This is a genomic window from Sedimenticola hydrogenitrophicus (genome assembly GCF_025175675.1).
GTDB classification, from domain to species: domain Bacteria; phylum Pseudomonadota; class Gammaproteobacteria; order Chromatiales; family Chromatiaceae; genus Sedimenticola; species Sedimenticola hydrogenitrophicus.
The window spans coordinates 86,305-101,456 of sequence record NZ_JANIOA010000002.1; the positions used below are offsets into that span (position 1 = coordinate 86,305).

Below are 15,152 nucleotides of genomic sequence, written 5' to 3' on the forward strand. Positions count from 1 at the left end.
TAAAGCTCGGCGCCCGATTCAGTTGGGCGCCGGGGAGGCTGTTTCCGTCACCGGAGGTATCGGCTCGGCTGGCGGGGCGACGGCATCCGTTACCGCGGGTTCAGCGGCCGTCTCGGTCTTCGGTTCCGGCAGCTCGACCCGGCTGATCAGGATCAGCGCCCCGAGCCGGGGGTGATCGATATAGTGCAGTTCGCCGCTGCGCATACGCCGGCTGGCCTGAAACCGGATACTGCCCCGGGTGGGGCTGGGAAGCGCATCGGGGCTGGCCGGCGGGAGCGCGCTGTTCGCGCCCCGCAACAGGATATCCAGGTCGACATGCAGGTAGCGGTTGACGCTGATCCTGATCAACCCCTCGAACAGGGGCAGCGGACCCGCGTCGCTGTGCTGTGGGCCCGGCCCCAGATAGATGGCCTCGGCCCCCGCGTTGGTGGCTACCGGTTGACGCCAGGCCTGATGATACAGTGGCTCCATGGCGCCACGCGTCCGCTGCAGGGCATCGAACTGCGCGGCCAGTCGCCAGCTCGAGCTGGGCAGCAGGGCGTAGGGCTGCAACGGAGCATCCGCCGGCGGCAGCAGTGTCACGGTGTCCGACCAGTCCGGGCTGCCCGGGTCTTCCGACCACACCTCTGTCGCCGCGCCGCCGGAGGAGCCCTGTTTGAACAGAATCAGTTCAATGTCATACCAGGGAGGCTCTTCCGCGGCCTGCACGGGGTGTGCCAGGGCGGAGAGACTCAATACGATTGCCACGAAGTATCGGACCAGTTTCATAAAGATTACACGTGCGGATGAACCATTTATAAACAGCCAGTGATTGTCCCTTTCACGGGAAAAAATGTATAGGGGTATTTTGTTATTAGCCACAGACCTCATCCAGGATATTCCCCACCTGCTGGATACGCCCCTGCTGATCGCTGAGATCCTTGAAGAAGCGCAGCTTCTCCCCGCCGTCCAGCTTGTACACCCGGGGCCGGGTCTGGATCAAGCGGATGATCTGGCCCGGGTCGATCTTCGGCTGTCCGTCAAACAGGATGCGGCCGCCAGCCGGCCCGGCCTCGATCTTGCGGATGCCCAGCGGGTTGGCCTTCAGCTTCAGGCCGGTGATACCGAACAGATTCCGCGTCGGTTCCGGCAGCAGGCCGAAACGGTCGATCATCTCGACCTGCAGTTCACGCAACTCGGCATCGGAGCCGGCACTGGCGATGCGTTTATAGAGTACCAGGCGCGAATGGACGTCGGGCAGATAATCCTCCGGCAGCAGGGCCGGGAGTTGAAGGTCGATCTCGGCGCCGTGGTCCAGCGGGCGGTCCAGGTCGGGATGTTCGCCGGCCTTGAGCGCCTTGACGGCGCGTTCCAGCAGATCGCTGTAGAGGCTGAAGCCCACCTCGTGTATCTGGCCGCTCTGACCTTCGCCCAGCAATTCGCCCGCGCCGCGGATCTCGAGGTCGTGCGTTGCCAGGGTGAATCCTGCACCTAGATCTTCAAGTGATTCAATGGCTTCAAGGCGTTTCTTCGCGTCAGTAGTAAGCATCTTCGGCGGCGGTGTGATCAGATAGGCGTAGGCCCGGTGATGGGAGCGGCCGACCCGTCCCCGCAGCTGATGCAGCTGCGCCAGCCCCAGCTTGTCGGCGCGGTTGATGATCATGGTATTGGCGCTGGGGACATCGATACCGCTTTCGATAATGGTGGTGCAGACCAGGATGTTGAAGCGCTGGTGATAGAAGTCGCGCATGACCTCTTCCAGCTGGCGCTCGCGCATCTGTCCATGGGCCACCCGCACCCGGATGCCGGGCAGCAGCTGCTCCAGCTTGTGGGCGGTGTTCTCGATGGTGCTGACCTCGTTGTGCAGGAAATAGACTTGGCCGCCGCGTTTGATCTCGCGCTGGCACGCCTCGACGATCAGCGCCTCATTCCATTGGCTGATAAAGGTCTTGATCGGGTGCCGCGCGGCCGGCGGGGTGGCGATGATGGAGAGATCGCGCATCCCCGACATTGCCATGTTCAGCGTCCTGGGGATGGGGGTGGCGGTGAGCGTCAGCATGTCCACCTCGCTGCGCAGCGCCTTGAGTCGCTCCTTGTGCCGCACCCCAAAGCGGTGCTCCTCGTCAATCACCACCAGCCCGAGATTTTTATAGCAGATACTCTCCTGCAGCAGTTTGTGGGTCCCCACCACGATATCCACGAGGCCGGTCGCCAAGCCGTCCGTGATCGTCTTCTGTTGTTTGGCGCTGCGGAAGCGCGAGAGGCTTTCCACCTTGACCGGCCAGTCGGCGAAGCGGTCGGAGAAATTCTCATAGTGTTGTTGTGCCAGCAGGGTGGTGGGCACCAGTACCGCCACCTGCTTTCCCCCCTGTACCGCCATGAAGGCCGCGCGCATGGCCACCTCGGTCTTGCCGAAGCCGACGTCGCCGCACACCACCCGATCCATGGGGTGGGGGGAGGTCATGTCGGCAATCACCGATTCGATGGTCTGCTGCTGATCCGGGGTCTCCTCAAATTCGAACGAGGCGGCAAAGGCTGCATACTCCTCATCGGGCGGGGGGAAGGCGTAACCCTGATGTGCCGCCCGGCGGGCATAGATCTCCAGCAGTTCCGCCGCGACATCGCGTGCCTTCTCCGCCGCCTTGCGCTTGACCCGCTCCCACTGGTCACCGCCGAGGCGGTGCAGCGGCGCATTTTCCGGGGTCGCACCGGCATAACGGCTGATCAGGTGCAGCGACGAGACCGGAACATAGAGTTTGTCGCCCCGGGCATATTCCAGGGCCAGGAACTCGGTGGTCATGCCGCCCACCTCCAGCACCTGCAGACCGAGATAGCGGCCTACGCCGTGGTCTTCATGGACCACGGGTGCACCGATATGCAATTCCGTCAGGTTGCGGACAATCTGGTCGGCATCGCGTTGCCTGGACTTGCGGCGCCGTTCCTGGCGGACCCGTTCGCCCAGCAGTTGGCTTTCGGTGATGATCACCAGCCCGGCGTGATCCAGCCAGATCCCCTGTTCCAGCGGGGCGACGGTCAGCATCAGCGGCTGATCGGCATCGAGAAACCCCTGCCAGCCCTCCACCGGGCTGGGACGGATACCGTATCCGGCCAGGGTCTCCTTCAGCATCTCCCGGCGCCCGGCACTCTCCGCGATAAACAGGATTCGCCCCGGGGCACGCGCGATGAACGCCTGCAACGCCGCCGCGGGGCGTTCGGCCCGTGCCTGAAAACTGAGCGGCTCGGGGGCGCGGGTAGCAAAGTTGTAGAAGTCGCTGTAGCCCTTGTTGCGGGTTTCGATTTCTGTCCGCCGCAGTGAGATCGACATCCCCCGATTCAGGTTTGCCAGCAGGTGATCGCTGTCCAGATAGAGCCGTTCGGGTGCCAGCAGGGGGCGTTCCGGGTCATATCTGCGCTGCTCGTAACGCGTCTGGACCTGCTGCAGAAACTGCGTGGCGTAATCCCGGGTCTCCGCACTGCGGATGGTCAGCAACTGGTCGGGTAAAAAGTCGAACAGGGTGGCCGTCTGCTCAAAGAAGAGCGGCAGATAGTACTCCAGTCCGCCCGGCGTGTTGCCGTTGGATACCTCCCTGTAGATGAGGCTACGTTGCGGGTCGCCTTCAAAGGTGTTGCGATAAGCCTGGCGAAAATGGGCAATCCCGGCCTCGTCCAGCGGATACTCGCGCGCCGGCAGCATCTCGATGGCGTCGACACGCTGCAGGGTGCGCTGGGTTTCCGGATCGAAGGTCCGGATGCTCTCCACCTCCTCATCAAATAGATCAATCCGGTAGGGGATGCCGCTACCCATGGGGTAGATGTCCAGGAGCGAACCGCGAATGGTGTATTCCCCATGCTCCACCACCTGTGACACAGCGCGGTAACCGGTCTGTTCGAACTGACGCCGCATCTGCTCCAGTGACAGGGTATCCCCCGGTTTCAGCATCAGGGTGTTGGCCTGCAGGTAGCCCTTTGGTGGCAGTCGTTGCAGCAGCGTACTGACCGGAACGATCAGTACGCCCCGGTTCATCCGCTCCAGCTGGTAGAGCGTCAGCAGCCGCTGGGATACCAGTTCGGGCAGCGGCGAGAAGATATCGTACGGCAGGGTTTCCCAGTCGGGAAAACCAAAGACCGGAATTGCCTCGCCATGAAGGAAAAACCGCAATCCGTCCTCCAGTTTTGCCGCCGCCTGGGCGTCATCGGCGATCACCATGGTGACGCCGGAAAAGGCCCTTGCGGCAGCTGAGATCGCCAAGGCATCACTCATGCCATAGAGACGCCCCCACTGGATACGTTCATCTTGCCGGGCGGGCAGCGGTGGTTGCAGCGGTTCAAACCGCGTGGCGGTGTCGGGGGATTGCGGATCGGTCATGTCACCAGTCGTTCAGGTAATCCAAGTGGGCAATTTTCGCATAGCTGGCGAAGGTATCGAAGGCATATTTCCAGGCAGATATAAAATCACTTATTTTCCCATTAAAGGAATTTGTTGACGTAGGTCAACAATACCGGAGGGTGCCGGAATAACTTGATGTAGGTCAACGATAGCCTCGGGGGGCAGGTCTATAAAGCCCCTTAATCAAGTAAGTGATTATCAGCTCAAGCTTCAACTTATGAAACATAACGTCAGTCGTGCGCAACTGTTGAGCGGAGACTTGGAAGGGGAGTCGGTCCCTTTTCGACCTCCCTGGGCGCTGACCGAGGTGGATTTTGTCGATCGATGCAACGGCTGCGGGGATTGCATCAGCGCCTGTCCCGATGGGCTGATTGTTGCCGGGCGCGGCAGACTGCCACAGATGGAGTTTGTCCGTGGCGGCTGCGATTTCTGTGCGGCATGCGTGGACGTCTGCAAAGTCGGGGCGCTGGTTCCGGGCGAGGCCTCAATCGTGTCTCCCTGGCGCATCAAGGCGACCATCCAACCGGCCTGCCTATCCCTGAATGCCATCATCTGCAGATCCTGTGGCGAAGTGTGCGATGAGCGGGCCATTCGCTTCAAACTGGCGACCGGTGGTGTCGCGATACCGCTACTGGATTCCGGTCTGTGTAGCGGCTGTGGTGCCTGCTTTGCCGTCTGTCCCATTCAGGCAGTAACCCTTTCTTCAACGAACGAATCGCGCAATCAAGCCGCGTAAATTTTAAGGAGCGAATAACCAAGATGAATATTTGCAGCGCCATTGTACACGCCAGACCCGAGGTGGCTAGCGTCGTGCAGGCACGTTTAGAAGCGTTCGAGGGTGTCGAAGTCCATGGTGGAGCCGATGCCGGCAAGCTGATCGTTACCCTGGAGGGGCAGGGCGATGACGCGCTGGCCGACACCATGGCCAAATTCAATGAAGTAACCGGTGTAATCAATACGGTGATGATCTATCACTATTGCGGGGAAGAACCTGCTGATAAGGAGGTAATGAAGTGAAACTAACCAGGCGTGACTTTGTAAAGAACAATGCGGTTGCAGCGGCGGCCGTGGCAGCGGGTGTGACGCTGCCGGCCATCCAGGTGGCCAATGCCGCCACCGGCGACGGCGTGGATGCCGACGGTATTCGTTGGGATAAGGTAGCCTGCCGCTTCTGCGGTACCGGCTGTTCTGTCCTGGTCGGCACCAAGGGCGGCAAGATGGTAGCCAGCCAGGGCGATCCGGATGCACCCGTCAACAAGGGGCTGAACTGCATCAAGGGTTACTTCCTGCCCAAGATCCTCTACGGAGCAGATCGCCTGACTCAGCCGCTGCTGCGCAAAAAAGGCGGGCAGTTTGCCAAGGACGGCAAGTTTGAGCCTGTCTCCTGGGATGAGGCCTTCGATGTCATGGCCGAGAAGTGGAAAGTGGCACTGAAGAAGGACATGGAGAAAAATGCCGGTCAGCCGGTGGACAAAATGATCTCCTCGGTGGGCATGTTCGGTTCGGGGCAGTGGACGGTCTGGGAAGGCTATGCCGCCTCCAAACTGATGAAGGCCGGTTTCCGTTCCAACAACCTCGACCCCAACGCCCGTCACTGCATGGCTTCAGCGGTGGGTGCCTTCATTCGTGCCTTCGGCATTGATGAGCCGATGGGTTGTTATGATGACCTGGAACATGCCGATGCGTTTGTGCTCTGGGGCGCCAATATGGCGGAGATGCACCCGATTCTTTGGTCGCGTCTGACGGATACCCGCCTGACCCGAGCGGATTGCGAAGTGCATGTGCTCTCCACCTACGAGCATCGCTGTTTTGAGCTGGCCGACAACGGAATGGTGTTCCATCCGCAGTCGGATCTGGCGATCGCCAACTACATCGCCAACTACATCATCCAGAACAAGGCGTACAACGAAGAGTTCATCGGCAAACACGTCAATTTCACCAAGACCCCGACCGATATCGGTTACGGTCTGCGTCCCGAGCATCCGCTGGAGAAGGCGGCCAAAAATGCCGCCAAGGGCAAGTTGTCCAAGATCAGCTTCGAAGAGTATGCCGCATCGGTCGCACCCTATACCGTGGAGAAGGCCTCCGAGCTTTCCGGTGTGCCGGCGAAGAATCTGGAACGTCTGGCCAAGCTCTACGCTGATCCCAACAAGAAGGTCTCCTCGTTCTGGACCATGGGCATGAACCAGCACACCCGCGGTGTCTGGATGAACGGTCTGGTCTACAACATCCACCTGCTGATGGGCAAGATCTCCGAGCCGGGCAACAGTCCGTTTTCGCTCACCGGCCAACCCTCCGCCTGTGGTACCGCCCGCGAAGTGGGTACCTTCTGTCACCGCCTGCCGGCGGACCTGGTGGTGGCCAACCCGGCTCATCGCAAGTTCTCCGAGCAGATCTGGAAACTGCCGGAAGAGACCCTCAACGGCAAGGTCGGCTACCACGCGGTGCTGATGCATCGCATGCTCAAGGACAGCAAGCTGAACACCTTCTGGGTGATGTGCAACAACAACATGCAGGCGGCCGCCAATCTGAATGAGGAGTCCTATCCCGGCTGGCGCAATCCGGCCAACTTCATCACCGTCTCCGATCCCTATCCCACGGTCTCCGCCATGGCGGCTGACCTGATTCTACCGACCGCCATGTGGGCTGAGAAAGAGGGCGCCTACGGTAATGCCGAACGGCGCACCCAGTTCTGGCGTCAGCAGGTGAAGGCACCCGGTGATTCCAGGTCCGATCTGTGGCAGCTGATGGAGTTTGCCAAGCGCTTCCAGATGGAAGAGGTGTGGCCGGCCGAACTGCTGGACAAGGTACCCGAATACAAAGGCAAGACCCTGTTCGATGTGCTCTATGTCAATGGCCAGGTGGATAAATTCCCGCTTCAGGAGGTCAAGGACAGCCAGGGCAACGTCTACGACAACGACGAGATGGCGCACTTCGGGTTCTATCCGCAGAAGGGTCTGTTTGAAGAGTACCGGATGTTCAATTCGGCCGACAACATCATCAAGAAAGGCCATGAGATGGCACCCTTCGAGGCCTACCATCAGGCGCGTGGCCTGCGCTGGCCGGTTGTGGATGGCAAGGAGACCCTGTGGCGTTTCCGTGAAGGTTACGATCCGCATGTGGCCAAGGGTGAAGGCGTCAAGTTCTACGGCAAGCCGGATGGCAGGGCCAACATCATTACCGCGCCTTTCGAGCCGGCAGCCGAGAGCCCGGACAAGGAGTTCGATCTCTGGCTCTGTACCGGTCGTGTACTGGAACACTGGCACTCCGGTTCCATGACCCGGCGGGTTCCGGAGTTGCACCGCGCGGTGCCGGATGCGGTGGTGTTCATGCATAAGAAGGACGCCAAGAAACGCAAACTGCGTGACGGTCAAATGGCCAAGCTGCAGACCCGGCGGGGTGAACTGCTGGCACGTGTCGAGACCCGGGGACGCAACCGTCCGCCCGAGGGGCTGGTGTTTATCCCCTGGTTTGATGCGAGCCGTCTAGTCAACAAGTTGACCCTGGATGCCACCGATCCGCTGTCCAAAGAAACGGACTACAAGAAGTGCGCGGTGAAGATCATCAAGGCGTAATAGGTAGTTGCAGGTTCAGCCGGCAACAACCGGTTGAACCGACAAACTGGAAGAGTGGAATACCGGATCGATAACAGAGCAGTAACGAGATGTCAGATTCAGGTGATGGCAAAGGCAAAGGCGTAAACCGCCGGCAGTTTTTGAGTCAAACACTCAAGACGGCCTGCGGGGTGGGTCTTATGGGCATGGGACTCGGCTTTTATGCCAAACAGGCCGAGTCCCTGCCGGCGATGGCGATCAGGCCACCGGGGGCACTGTCGGAGAAGGATTTTCTCGGTGCCTGCATTCGCTGTGGTCTGTGTGTGCGGGATTGCCCGTACGACATTCTGTCGCTGGGGCAGTTGGGGGATGAGGTGGCTACCGGCACACCTTACTTTTATGCACGGACGGACCCGTGCGAGATGTGTGAGGACATCCCCTGCGTGGTCGCCTGCCCGACCAATGCCCTGGACCATGGATTGACCAACATAAACGATGCCCGGATGGGTCTCGCCGTGCTGGTTGATCAGGAGACCTGCATCGCCTTTCAGGGATTGCGCTGTGAAGTCTGTTTCAATGTCTGTCCGATTCGGGGGAAGGCAATCTCACTGGAGTACGAGCACAACGTGCGTTCGGGAAAACACGCGAGGTTTCTACCCATCGTGCATTCCGACGCCTGTACCGGCTGCGGACTCTGTGAGAAAGCCTGCATCCTCGAGGAGGCGGCGATCAAGGTCTTTCCGACCCATTTGGCGAAGGGAGAACTGGGCGGACATTATCGACTCGGATGGAAAGAGAAGGAGAAGGCAGGAAAGTCACTGGTAACACCGGACGTGGAGCACCGTTACAACCTTCCTGAAGGGGTGCGCTACGACCTGCAGGGTAAGGGCCTGATCGTGGAACCCGAGGGGGGGCAACCGATGCCGCTTCCCTCCAATCCGCTGGATAGGCTCAACCGTGGACTGGAGAATCAATAATGGCTGATAAATCAGTTGCAGGCGCCGACGCCATTGCCGGCAAGGGCTGGTGGAAGGCACATCAGTGGTTGATTCTGCGTCGTGTAAGCCAGTTGTCTATTTTAGCCTTGTTCCTGCTGGGTCCGTTGGCAGGGGTGTGGATAGTGAAGGGTAATCTGGCCGCCAGTATGACGCTGGATTTTCTGCCGCTGACCGATCCCCATGTCCTGTTGCAGTCGGTGCTGTCGGGTGTGGTGCCGGAGTTGTCGGCTATTGTCGGTGTGGTCATTGTGATTGCCTTCTATCTGCTGGTAGGAGGAAGGGTCTACTGCTCCTGGGTATGCCCGGTGAACATGGTGACCGATGCCGCCGCCTGGTTACGTCGAAAACTCGGTATCAAATCCGCCTCACAGCTGGCGTTGTCGACCCGTTACTGGATGTTGGGACTGACTTTGGTCCTGCCTCTGGTAACCGGTTCGCTGGTCTGGGAGTTGTTCAATCCGGTATCGATGCTGTTTCGTGGCATTGTGTTCGGAATGGGCATGGCATGGATTCTGATTGTGGGTGTGTTCCTGTTCGATCTGTTCATCGCCAAGAATGGATGGTGTGGACGACTCTGTCCGGTAGGCGCGTTTTACAGTCTGCTGGGCGTCGGGAGCGCAATCAGGATCGTTGCGGCTGAGAGGGAACGCTGTAACGACTGCATGGACTGCTTTGTGGTCTGCCCGGAGAAGCAGGTGATCAGGCCCGCATTGAAAGGGGCGGACAAGGGGATTGGGCCGGTTATCCTCTCTGCCAACTGCACCAATTGTGGTCGCTGTATCGATGTCTGTGCAAAAGATGTATTCCAGTTTGGTACCCGTTTTAACAACCTGGTGGTGAACGCATCCGGAAAATCAGTTGATGACGGAAAACAACATACCGTCCAGCCTTAGATGACTTGAACCGTCAAGCATCCGGATATCATGATTTAGAGCTTTATGGAGATCGAGATGAAAAAAGTAATCGTAACCCTGCTGGTTGCCATGGTGACACTCGTGTTCGCCGGGGGCGCCTTCTCTGGAGTCACCTCGCTTCGGGGGGATAAGGATCTGACGGCGGATGCGGATGAAAATCCCATGCGCAAGCAGGTCATCACCGAGGGCGGCGTGGAGCGCAGTTACAAGATCCAGCCACCGGTGATTCCGCATAAGATTGACAAAGAGACCATCAATCTGAAGACCAATACCTGCATGAAGTGCCATTCTGAAAAGACCTATGAGCAGAAGAAGGCGCCCAAGGTTGGCGATTCACACTACGTTGCGCGGGATGGCAAGGTACTGGAAACCGTCTCAACGCGGCGTTACTTCTGTAATCAGTGTCATGCGCCTGAGCTGAATGCCGAACCGATCGTGACAAATCGTTTTGAAGGTGCCAAGTAAGCCGCTGCACTGGCGGTGGAACCAGTTCCCCCGATTCAGCCAACGCTGAATCGGGGGTATTTCGTAACTACTCACTTACAGACCGGGCGAGTAGTTACAGTATTTCTTGATCATAGGCAATTACCTGAATGTGCTGTGTCGATATGATGCGGGACAAGCAATAACAAAGAAGCTAGCGGAGTCGTAAAATGAAAAGTGGTGCCAAACGCGGAGTGCTCGGTTTACTGGTGGTCGGCATTGTTCTGGGTATTGTCCTCTGGGGTGGCTTCAATACCGCCATGGAGGCAACCAATACGGAGCAGTTCTGTATCTCCTGTCACGAGATGGAAGAGAATGTCTATCAGGAGCTACAGGATACCATTCACTTTACCAACCGAACCGGAGTGCGCGCGACCTGTCCTGATTGCCATGTGCCAAAGGATTGGGTACATAAGGTGGTCCGCAAGATAAAGGCGAGTAACGAGATCTATCACAAACTCCTGGGTACCATCGATACACCGGAAAAGTTCGAGGCCAAGCGGCTGCAGTTGGCGCAGAATGTATGGAAGGCGATGAAGGATACCGATTCCCGCGAGTGCCGGAACTGTCATAATTTTGATTCCATGGACTTCAGTCGCCAGGAGAGTCGCAGTGCCGACGCCCATGACGAAGCCATCGAGAAGGGCTATACCTGCATCGACTGTCATAAGGGTATCGCCCACGCGTTGCCGGAAGGCTATGACCCGGCGGAAGACATGCCCGGCGAGGGTTGACCCCGGCGCGGCAGGTAATCAGCAGGGAGCCGCTTCCCCAAGATTCCGCCGCCGTGGCGCCAGCGGTGCCCCTGGTCGGGGCGGTGCCCGGGCGATGTGATCACAGTTAGGGTTTGGCCTGAGCAATAGCCCGTTGGATTAGACCAACGGGCTATTGTCTTTTAACCGATAACAGGAAACAATTGCGGCTCACCCCCGTGGGATTGATAGCATGACTGCACTCATCGATCGTTTTAACCGGAAAATAGAATATTTGCGGCTCTCCGTGACGGATCGCTGCGATTTCCGTTGCTTCTACTGTATTCCGAAAGGATTTAAAGGGTTTACCGAGGTGGAGGATCGGCTGAAACTGGATGAGTTCATCCGCCTGATCCGGGTGTTCAGTGAACTCGGTGTCAGCAAGGTGCGGCTCACCGGCGGGGAACCGCTGATCCACAAGGACATCGAGGCGATGGTGCGGGGCATCGCCGCGCTGCCGGGTATCGAAGACTTCTCCATGAGTACCAATGCCTCCCATCTGGCACAACATGCCCGGATGCTCAAGGAGACCGGGGTGGGGCGGATCAATGTCAGTCTGGACTCCCTGGATCCGCAGGTATTTCGTCAGATTACCCAGGGCGACCTGAACAAGGTTATCGACGGGCTGATGGAGGCGAAGCGGGTCGATCTCTATCCGATCAAGATCAATATGGTGGTGATGCGGGATCTGAATCTCCATGAAGTGGGCGATATGGTGGACTTCTGTATCAAAAACCGCTTCACCCTGCGCTTTATCGAAACCATGCCGGTGGGGGCGGCCGGACAGGAGGCGCGGGATCGTTATGTGCCGCTGGACGAGGTTAAGCAGCTCCTGGAGCAGCGCTTCAAACTGGAGCCGGCCCGGATGAAAGGGGCCGGGCCCGCCAAATATTTCAAGATCGTCGACAAGCGTATCAAACTCGGTTTCATCACCCCCATGTCCCAGCACTTCTGCGAGGATTGTAACCGGGTGCGGCTCTCCTCCGAGGGCACGCTCTACCTCTGTCTGGGACAGCAGGACAAACTGGAGTTGAAACCGCTGCTGCGCGAGGGACTCTCCGACGATCAGCTGAAGGAGGAGATCCTGGCGGCGATCCAGCGCAAACCGGAGAAACATGAATTCAATACCAATCCCGATCAGGTGGTTCGCGTCATGTCCATGACCGGCGGCTGAACGGGCGGGCGGATTGTCCGTGACGGCGCCCGAACCCGGGACCGCCGAGCCCCCAGGGTTTACGGCGTGGCTTGGAATCCTTTCACCCGGAAGCCATCCGCACAGCACCGGAATCTGACAAAGTAGAATTAGGGCAGCACTTTCTTAAAGGGTTTGACCGATATCTGCGCGTAGACGCCGGTACGGGTGTAGGGGTCCTCATCGGCCCACGCCCTGGCTTCGTCCAAGCTGGCGAACTCGGCGACGATCAGGCTGCCACTGAAGCCTGCCGGCCCCGGGTCCTCGCTGTCGATGGCCGGATGCGGACCGGCCAGCAACAGCCGGCCTTCGCCCTGTAACTGCTTGATCCTCTCCAGATGCTCGGGGCGCGCCTGCAAGCGGGCCTCCAGGCTGTCTTCGCGGTCGGTACCCATGATTGCGTAGAACACTCAACTCTCCTCTGGTGTGGTTTTCTGCTCTGTTTCGCTAATGTATTTGGCCAGGTAGAAGGCCTGCAGGATGATGAACAGGAAGGTCATCCCCATCATGCCGAAGAGTTTGAAGTTGACCCAGGCCGCTTCCGAGAAATTGAACGCGACATACAGATTGACCGCGCCCATGGTGATGAAGAACAGGGACCAGGCCACATTGAGCCTGCTCCAGACGGGGGCGGGCAGGGTCACGCTTTTGCTCATCATCCGTTCAACCAGCGGCCGGTTGCCGATGAAATGGCTGCCGACAAAGGCTATGGCAAACAACCAGTTGACGACGGTCGGTTTCCATTTGAGGAATAGCGGATCCTGCAGGTAGAGCGTCAGGCCACCGAACAGCAGTACCAGCAGCAGGGTGACCAGGTGCATCTTCTCCACCTTGTGGTGCCTGATCCAGTTGTATCCGACTTGAGCAAGGGTGGCGACGATGATCACTACCGTCGCCACATAAAAGTCATACATCTTGTAGGCGATAAAAAAGAGTATGACGGGAAACAGATCGCTGAGAAACTTCATGATTTTTTAAGCTAAGGCCCGGCCGATATTCCTTGCAGGATAGCACAAGTTTCCGCGGATCCGGCAGGGATACCGCATTCTTCGATCGTAACTACTCACCCGGTCTGTAAGTGATTGGCCTGCCTTGCTGGCCGATCTTGATCCAGCCATCGTGTGAGGCCGGCAAGGCAGGCCAATCACCCCGTGAGCATTGGCGAGGAGTGGTACATGGATGTACCGTTTACGGACCTGAGGATGGCATGCGCCTACCGGCTTATCCACCCTACATCCTTACCCCGTGAGTGGTTACCTTCGATCATCCGCCATGGTCGCGCCGGATGGTGGTGATCGTCACATCCGCAGTGAAACAATCCACAGGGCTTTGGGGTACAATACCCGGATGAATCTCTGTTATGACCTCCACACCCACTCGACCGCTTCCGACGGCACCCTCAGCCCCGGTGCGCTGGTCACCCGCGCCGCCGCCGCGGGGGTGGATGTGCTGGCGTTGACCGACCATGACACCACCGAGGGTCTGGCGGAGGCCGCGGTGACGGCGGCGGGCGCCGGGTTGCACCTGGTGGCCGGCGTGGAGATCTCGGTCACCTGGGGTGGTCAGGTGGTGCATATCGTGGGCCTGGGGTTCGAGCCGGAGGACGCGAATCTGCAGCGCGGCCTGGCCGGTCTCCGGCGCTTTCGGGCATGGCGTGCCGAGGAGATCGGCAGGCGGTTGGAAAAGCACGGGATATCAGGTGCTTATGAAGGGGCCCGGGGCTACTCCAACGGGCATCTCATCAGTCGCACCCATTTCGCCCGTTTTCTGGTCGAGCGCGGCTACTCCCCCGATATGCGCAAGGTGTTCAAGCAATATCTGACTCGGGGACAGCCGGGCCATGTAGCCGGCGAGTGGGCCGATCTGGGCCAGGCGGTGGCCTGGATCCGTGATGCCGGCGGGGAGGCGGTCATTGCCCATCCGGCGCGCTACGGCATGACCCGGACCCGGCTCAGACGCCTGATCGGCGAGTTCCGGGAGGCCGGTGGCAAGGCCCTTGAGGTGGTCTCCGGCAGTCACAGCAAGGACGAGGCCTTCACCATGGCGAAGCATACCCGTGATTTCTCACTGCGGGCCTCCCTGGGTTCCGATTATCACGGACCCGAGACCCCCTGGGCAGAACTGGGCAGGCTCTCCCCGCTACCGGCTAACACCGTCCCCATTTGGCACGCTTGGCCCGCCTTCGCCGCGGCGGCTTCCGCCTGATCTATCCCATCAACCCATCCTATAACCCATCTATTATCGCGATTCATATTCATGGCTCAGTTTTTTCAAATTCATCCCGACAATCCGCAGTTGCGGCTGATACGCAGCGCGGTGGAGATCATTCGCCAGGGCGGCGTGGTGGTTTACCCCACGGATTCCAGTTACGCATTGGGTTGCCATATCGGCGATAAGGAGGCGATGGAGCGGATCCGCGCCATTCGCAGACTGGACGACAAGCACAATTTCACCCTGGTCTGCCGGGATCTCTCGGAGATCGCCGTCTATGCCAAGGTCGAGAACCACCACTACCGGATGCTGAAGAACCTGACCCCCGGACCTTACACCTTCATTCTCATGGCCACCAAGCAGGTACCGCGGCGCTTGCAGCATCCGAAAAAAAAGACCATCGGGATTCGGGTGCCGGATAATGCCATCGCCCAGGCGCTGCTGACCGAGTTGGATGAGCCGTTGATGAGTTCGACCCTGATTCTGCCGGGCGATGAGCTGCCGCTGACCGATCCCTATGAGATGCGGGATATCCTCAGTCATCAGGTGGATCTGGTCATTGATGGCGGTTACTGCGGCATCGAGGACTCGACGGTGGTCGATATAGAGGAGGATATTCCGGTGGTGGTACGTGCCGGTAAGGGCGATATCTCCCTGTTTGAGCCCTGAGAAGATGTCAACC

The 15,152-nt window shown here is 59.0% G+C and carries 14 protein-coding genes; 10 read left to right on the forward strand and 4 right to left on the reverse strand.

The features are described from left to right. Window positions 1-18: 18 nt before the first annotated feature. Both NPX02_RS02195 and mfd read right to left on the reverse strand, forming a co-directional pair. Window positions 19-768 carry a peptidoglycan binding protein CsiV gene (locus NPX02_RS02195; RefSeq protein ID WP_260291531.1) on the reverse strand — a complete coding sequence of 250 codons (750 nt, stop codon included), beginning with the start codon at window positions 766-768 and terminating at the stop codon, window positions 19-21. Window positions 769-853: 85 nt separating this feature from the next. Further along, the gene (gene mfd, locus NPX02_RS02200) at window positions 854-4,345 is read right to left on the reverse strand and encodes a transcription-repair coupling factor (protein WP_260291532.1); all 3,492 of its coding nucleotides are present in this window, start codon (window positions 4,343-4,345) and stop codon (window positions 854-856) included. A gap of 238 nt (window positions 4,346-4,583) precedes the next feature. Here mfd and napF point away from each other — a divergent pair, with 238 nt between their 5' ends. From napF to moaA, 8 genes are all read left to right on the forward strand, one after another. Continuing rightward, the gene (gene napF / locus NPX02_RS02205) at window positions 4,584-5,102 is read left to right on the forward strand and encodes a ferredoxin-type protein NapF (RefSeq protein ID WP_260291534.1); all 519 of its coding nucleotides are present in this window, start codon (window positions 4,584-4,586) and stop codon (window positions 5,100-5,102) included. Window positions 5,103-5,125: 23 nt separating this feature from the next. Continuing rightward, window positions 5,126-5,383 (forward strand): chaperone NapD, encoded by a 258-nt coding sequence (locus tag NPX02_RS02210; protein WP_260291535.1) that lies wholly within the window; start codon window positions 5,126-5,128, stop codon window positions 5,381-5,383. Then, window positions 5,380-7,941 carry a nitrate reductase catalytic subunit NapA gene (gene napA, locus NPX02_RS02215; RefSeq protein WP_260291536.1) on the forward strand — a complete coding sequence of 854 codons (2,562 nt, stop codon included), beginning with the start codon at window positions 5,380-5,382 and terminating at the stop codon, window positions 7,939-7,941. Before NPX02_RS02210 ends, napA begins: the two co-directional genes overlap by 4 nt. A gap of 89 nt (window positions 7,942-8,030) precedes the next feature. Further along, a complete protein-coding gene (gene napG, locus NPX02_RS02220; RefSeq protein ID WP_260291537.1) occupies window positions 8,031-8,897 on the forward strand; it encodes a ferredoxin-type protein NapG in 867 nt (288 codons plus the stop codon). Further along, on the forward strand, window positions 8,897-9,811 hold the full coding sequence (gene napH / locus NPX02_RS02225; RefSeq protein ID WP_260291538.1) for a quinol dehydrogenase ferredoxin subunit NapH: 915 nt from the start codon (window positions 8,897-8,899) through the stop codon (window positions 9,809-9,811). The genes napG and napH overlap by 1 nt, the downstream gene beginning before the upstream one ends. Before the next feature lie 57 nt (window positions 9,812-9,868). Next, a complete protein-coding gene (locus NPX02_RS02230; RefSeq protein ID WP_260291539.1) occupies window positions 9,869-10,297 on the forward strand; it encodes a nitrate reductase cytochrome c-type subunit in 429 nt (142 codons plus the stop codon). Between the two features lie 188 nt (window positions 10,298-10,485). Continuing rightward, window positions 10,486-11,049, forward strand: a complete 564-nt coding sequence (locus NPX02_RS02235; protein ID WP_260291540.1) for a NapC/NirT family cytochrome c — start codon at window positions 10,486-10,488, stop codon at window positions 11,047-11,049. Window positions 11,050-11,260: 211 nt separating this feature from the next. After that, entirely contained in the window at window positions 11,261-12,241 is a 981-nt protein-coding gene (gene moaA / locus NPX02_RS02240) for a GTP 3',8-cyclase MoaA (RefSeq protein ID WP_260291541.1), read from the forward strand. 128 nt (window positions 12,242-12,369) lie between these two features. Here moaA and NPX02_RS02245 read toward each other — a convergent pair whose 3' ends face one another. Next, window positions 12,370-12,669, reverse strand: coding sequence for a YciI family protein (locus NPX02_RS02245; protein WP_260291542.1), 300 nt, complete (start codon window positions 12,667-12,669; stop codon window positions 12,370-12,372). Continuing rightward, window positions 12,670-13,227 carry a septation protein A gene (locus NPX02_RS02250; protein WP_260291543.1) on the reverse strand — a complete coding sequence of 186 codons (558 nt, stop codon included), beginning with the start codon at window positions 13,225-13,227 and terminating at the stop codon, window positions 12,670-12,672. A 379-nt stretch (window positions 13,228-13,606) separates the two neighbouring features. Here NPX02_RS02250 and NPX02_RS02255 point away from each other — a divergent pair, with 379 nt between their 5' ends. Beyond that, complete coding sequence (locus NPX02_RS02255) at window positions 13,607-14,464, forward strand: PHP domain-containing protein (protein WP_260291544.1); 858 nt, start codon at window positions 13,607-13,609, stop codon at window positions 14,462-14,464. A gap of 51 nt (window positions 14,465-14,515) precedes the next feature. After that, a complete protein-coding gene (locus tag NPX02_RS02260; protein ID WP_260291545.1) occupies window positions 14,516-15,139 on the forward strand; it encodes an L-threonylcarbamoyladenylate synthase in 624 nt (207 codons plus the stop codon). The last annotated feature ends 13 nt before the right edge of the window (window positions 15,140-15,152 follow it).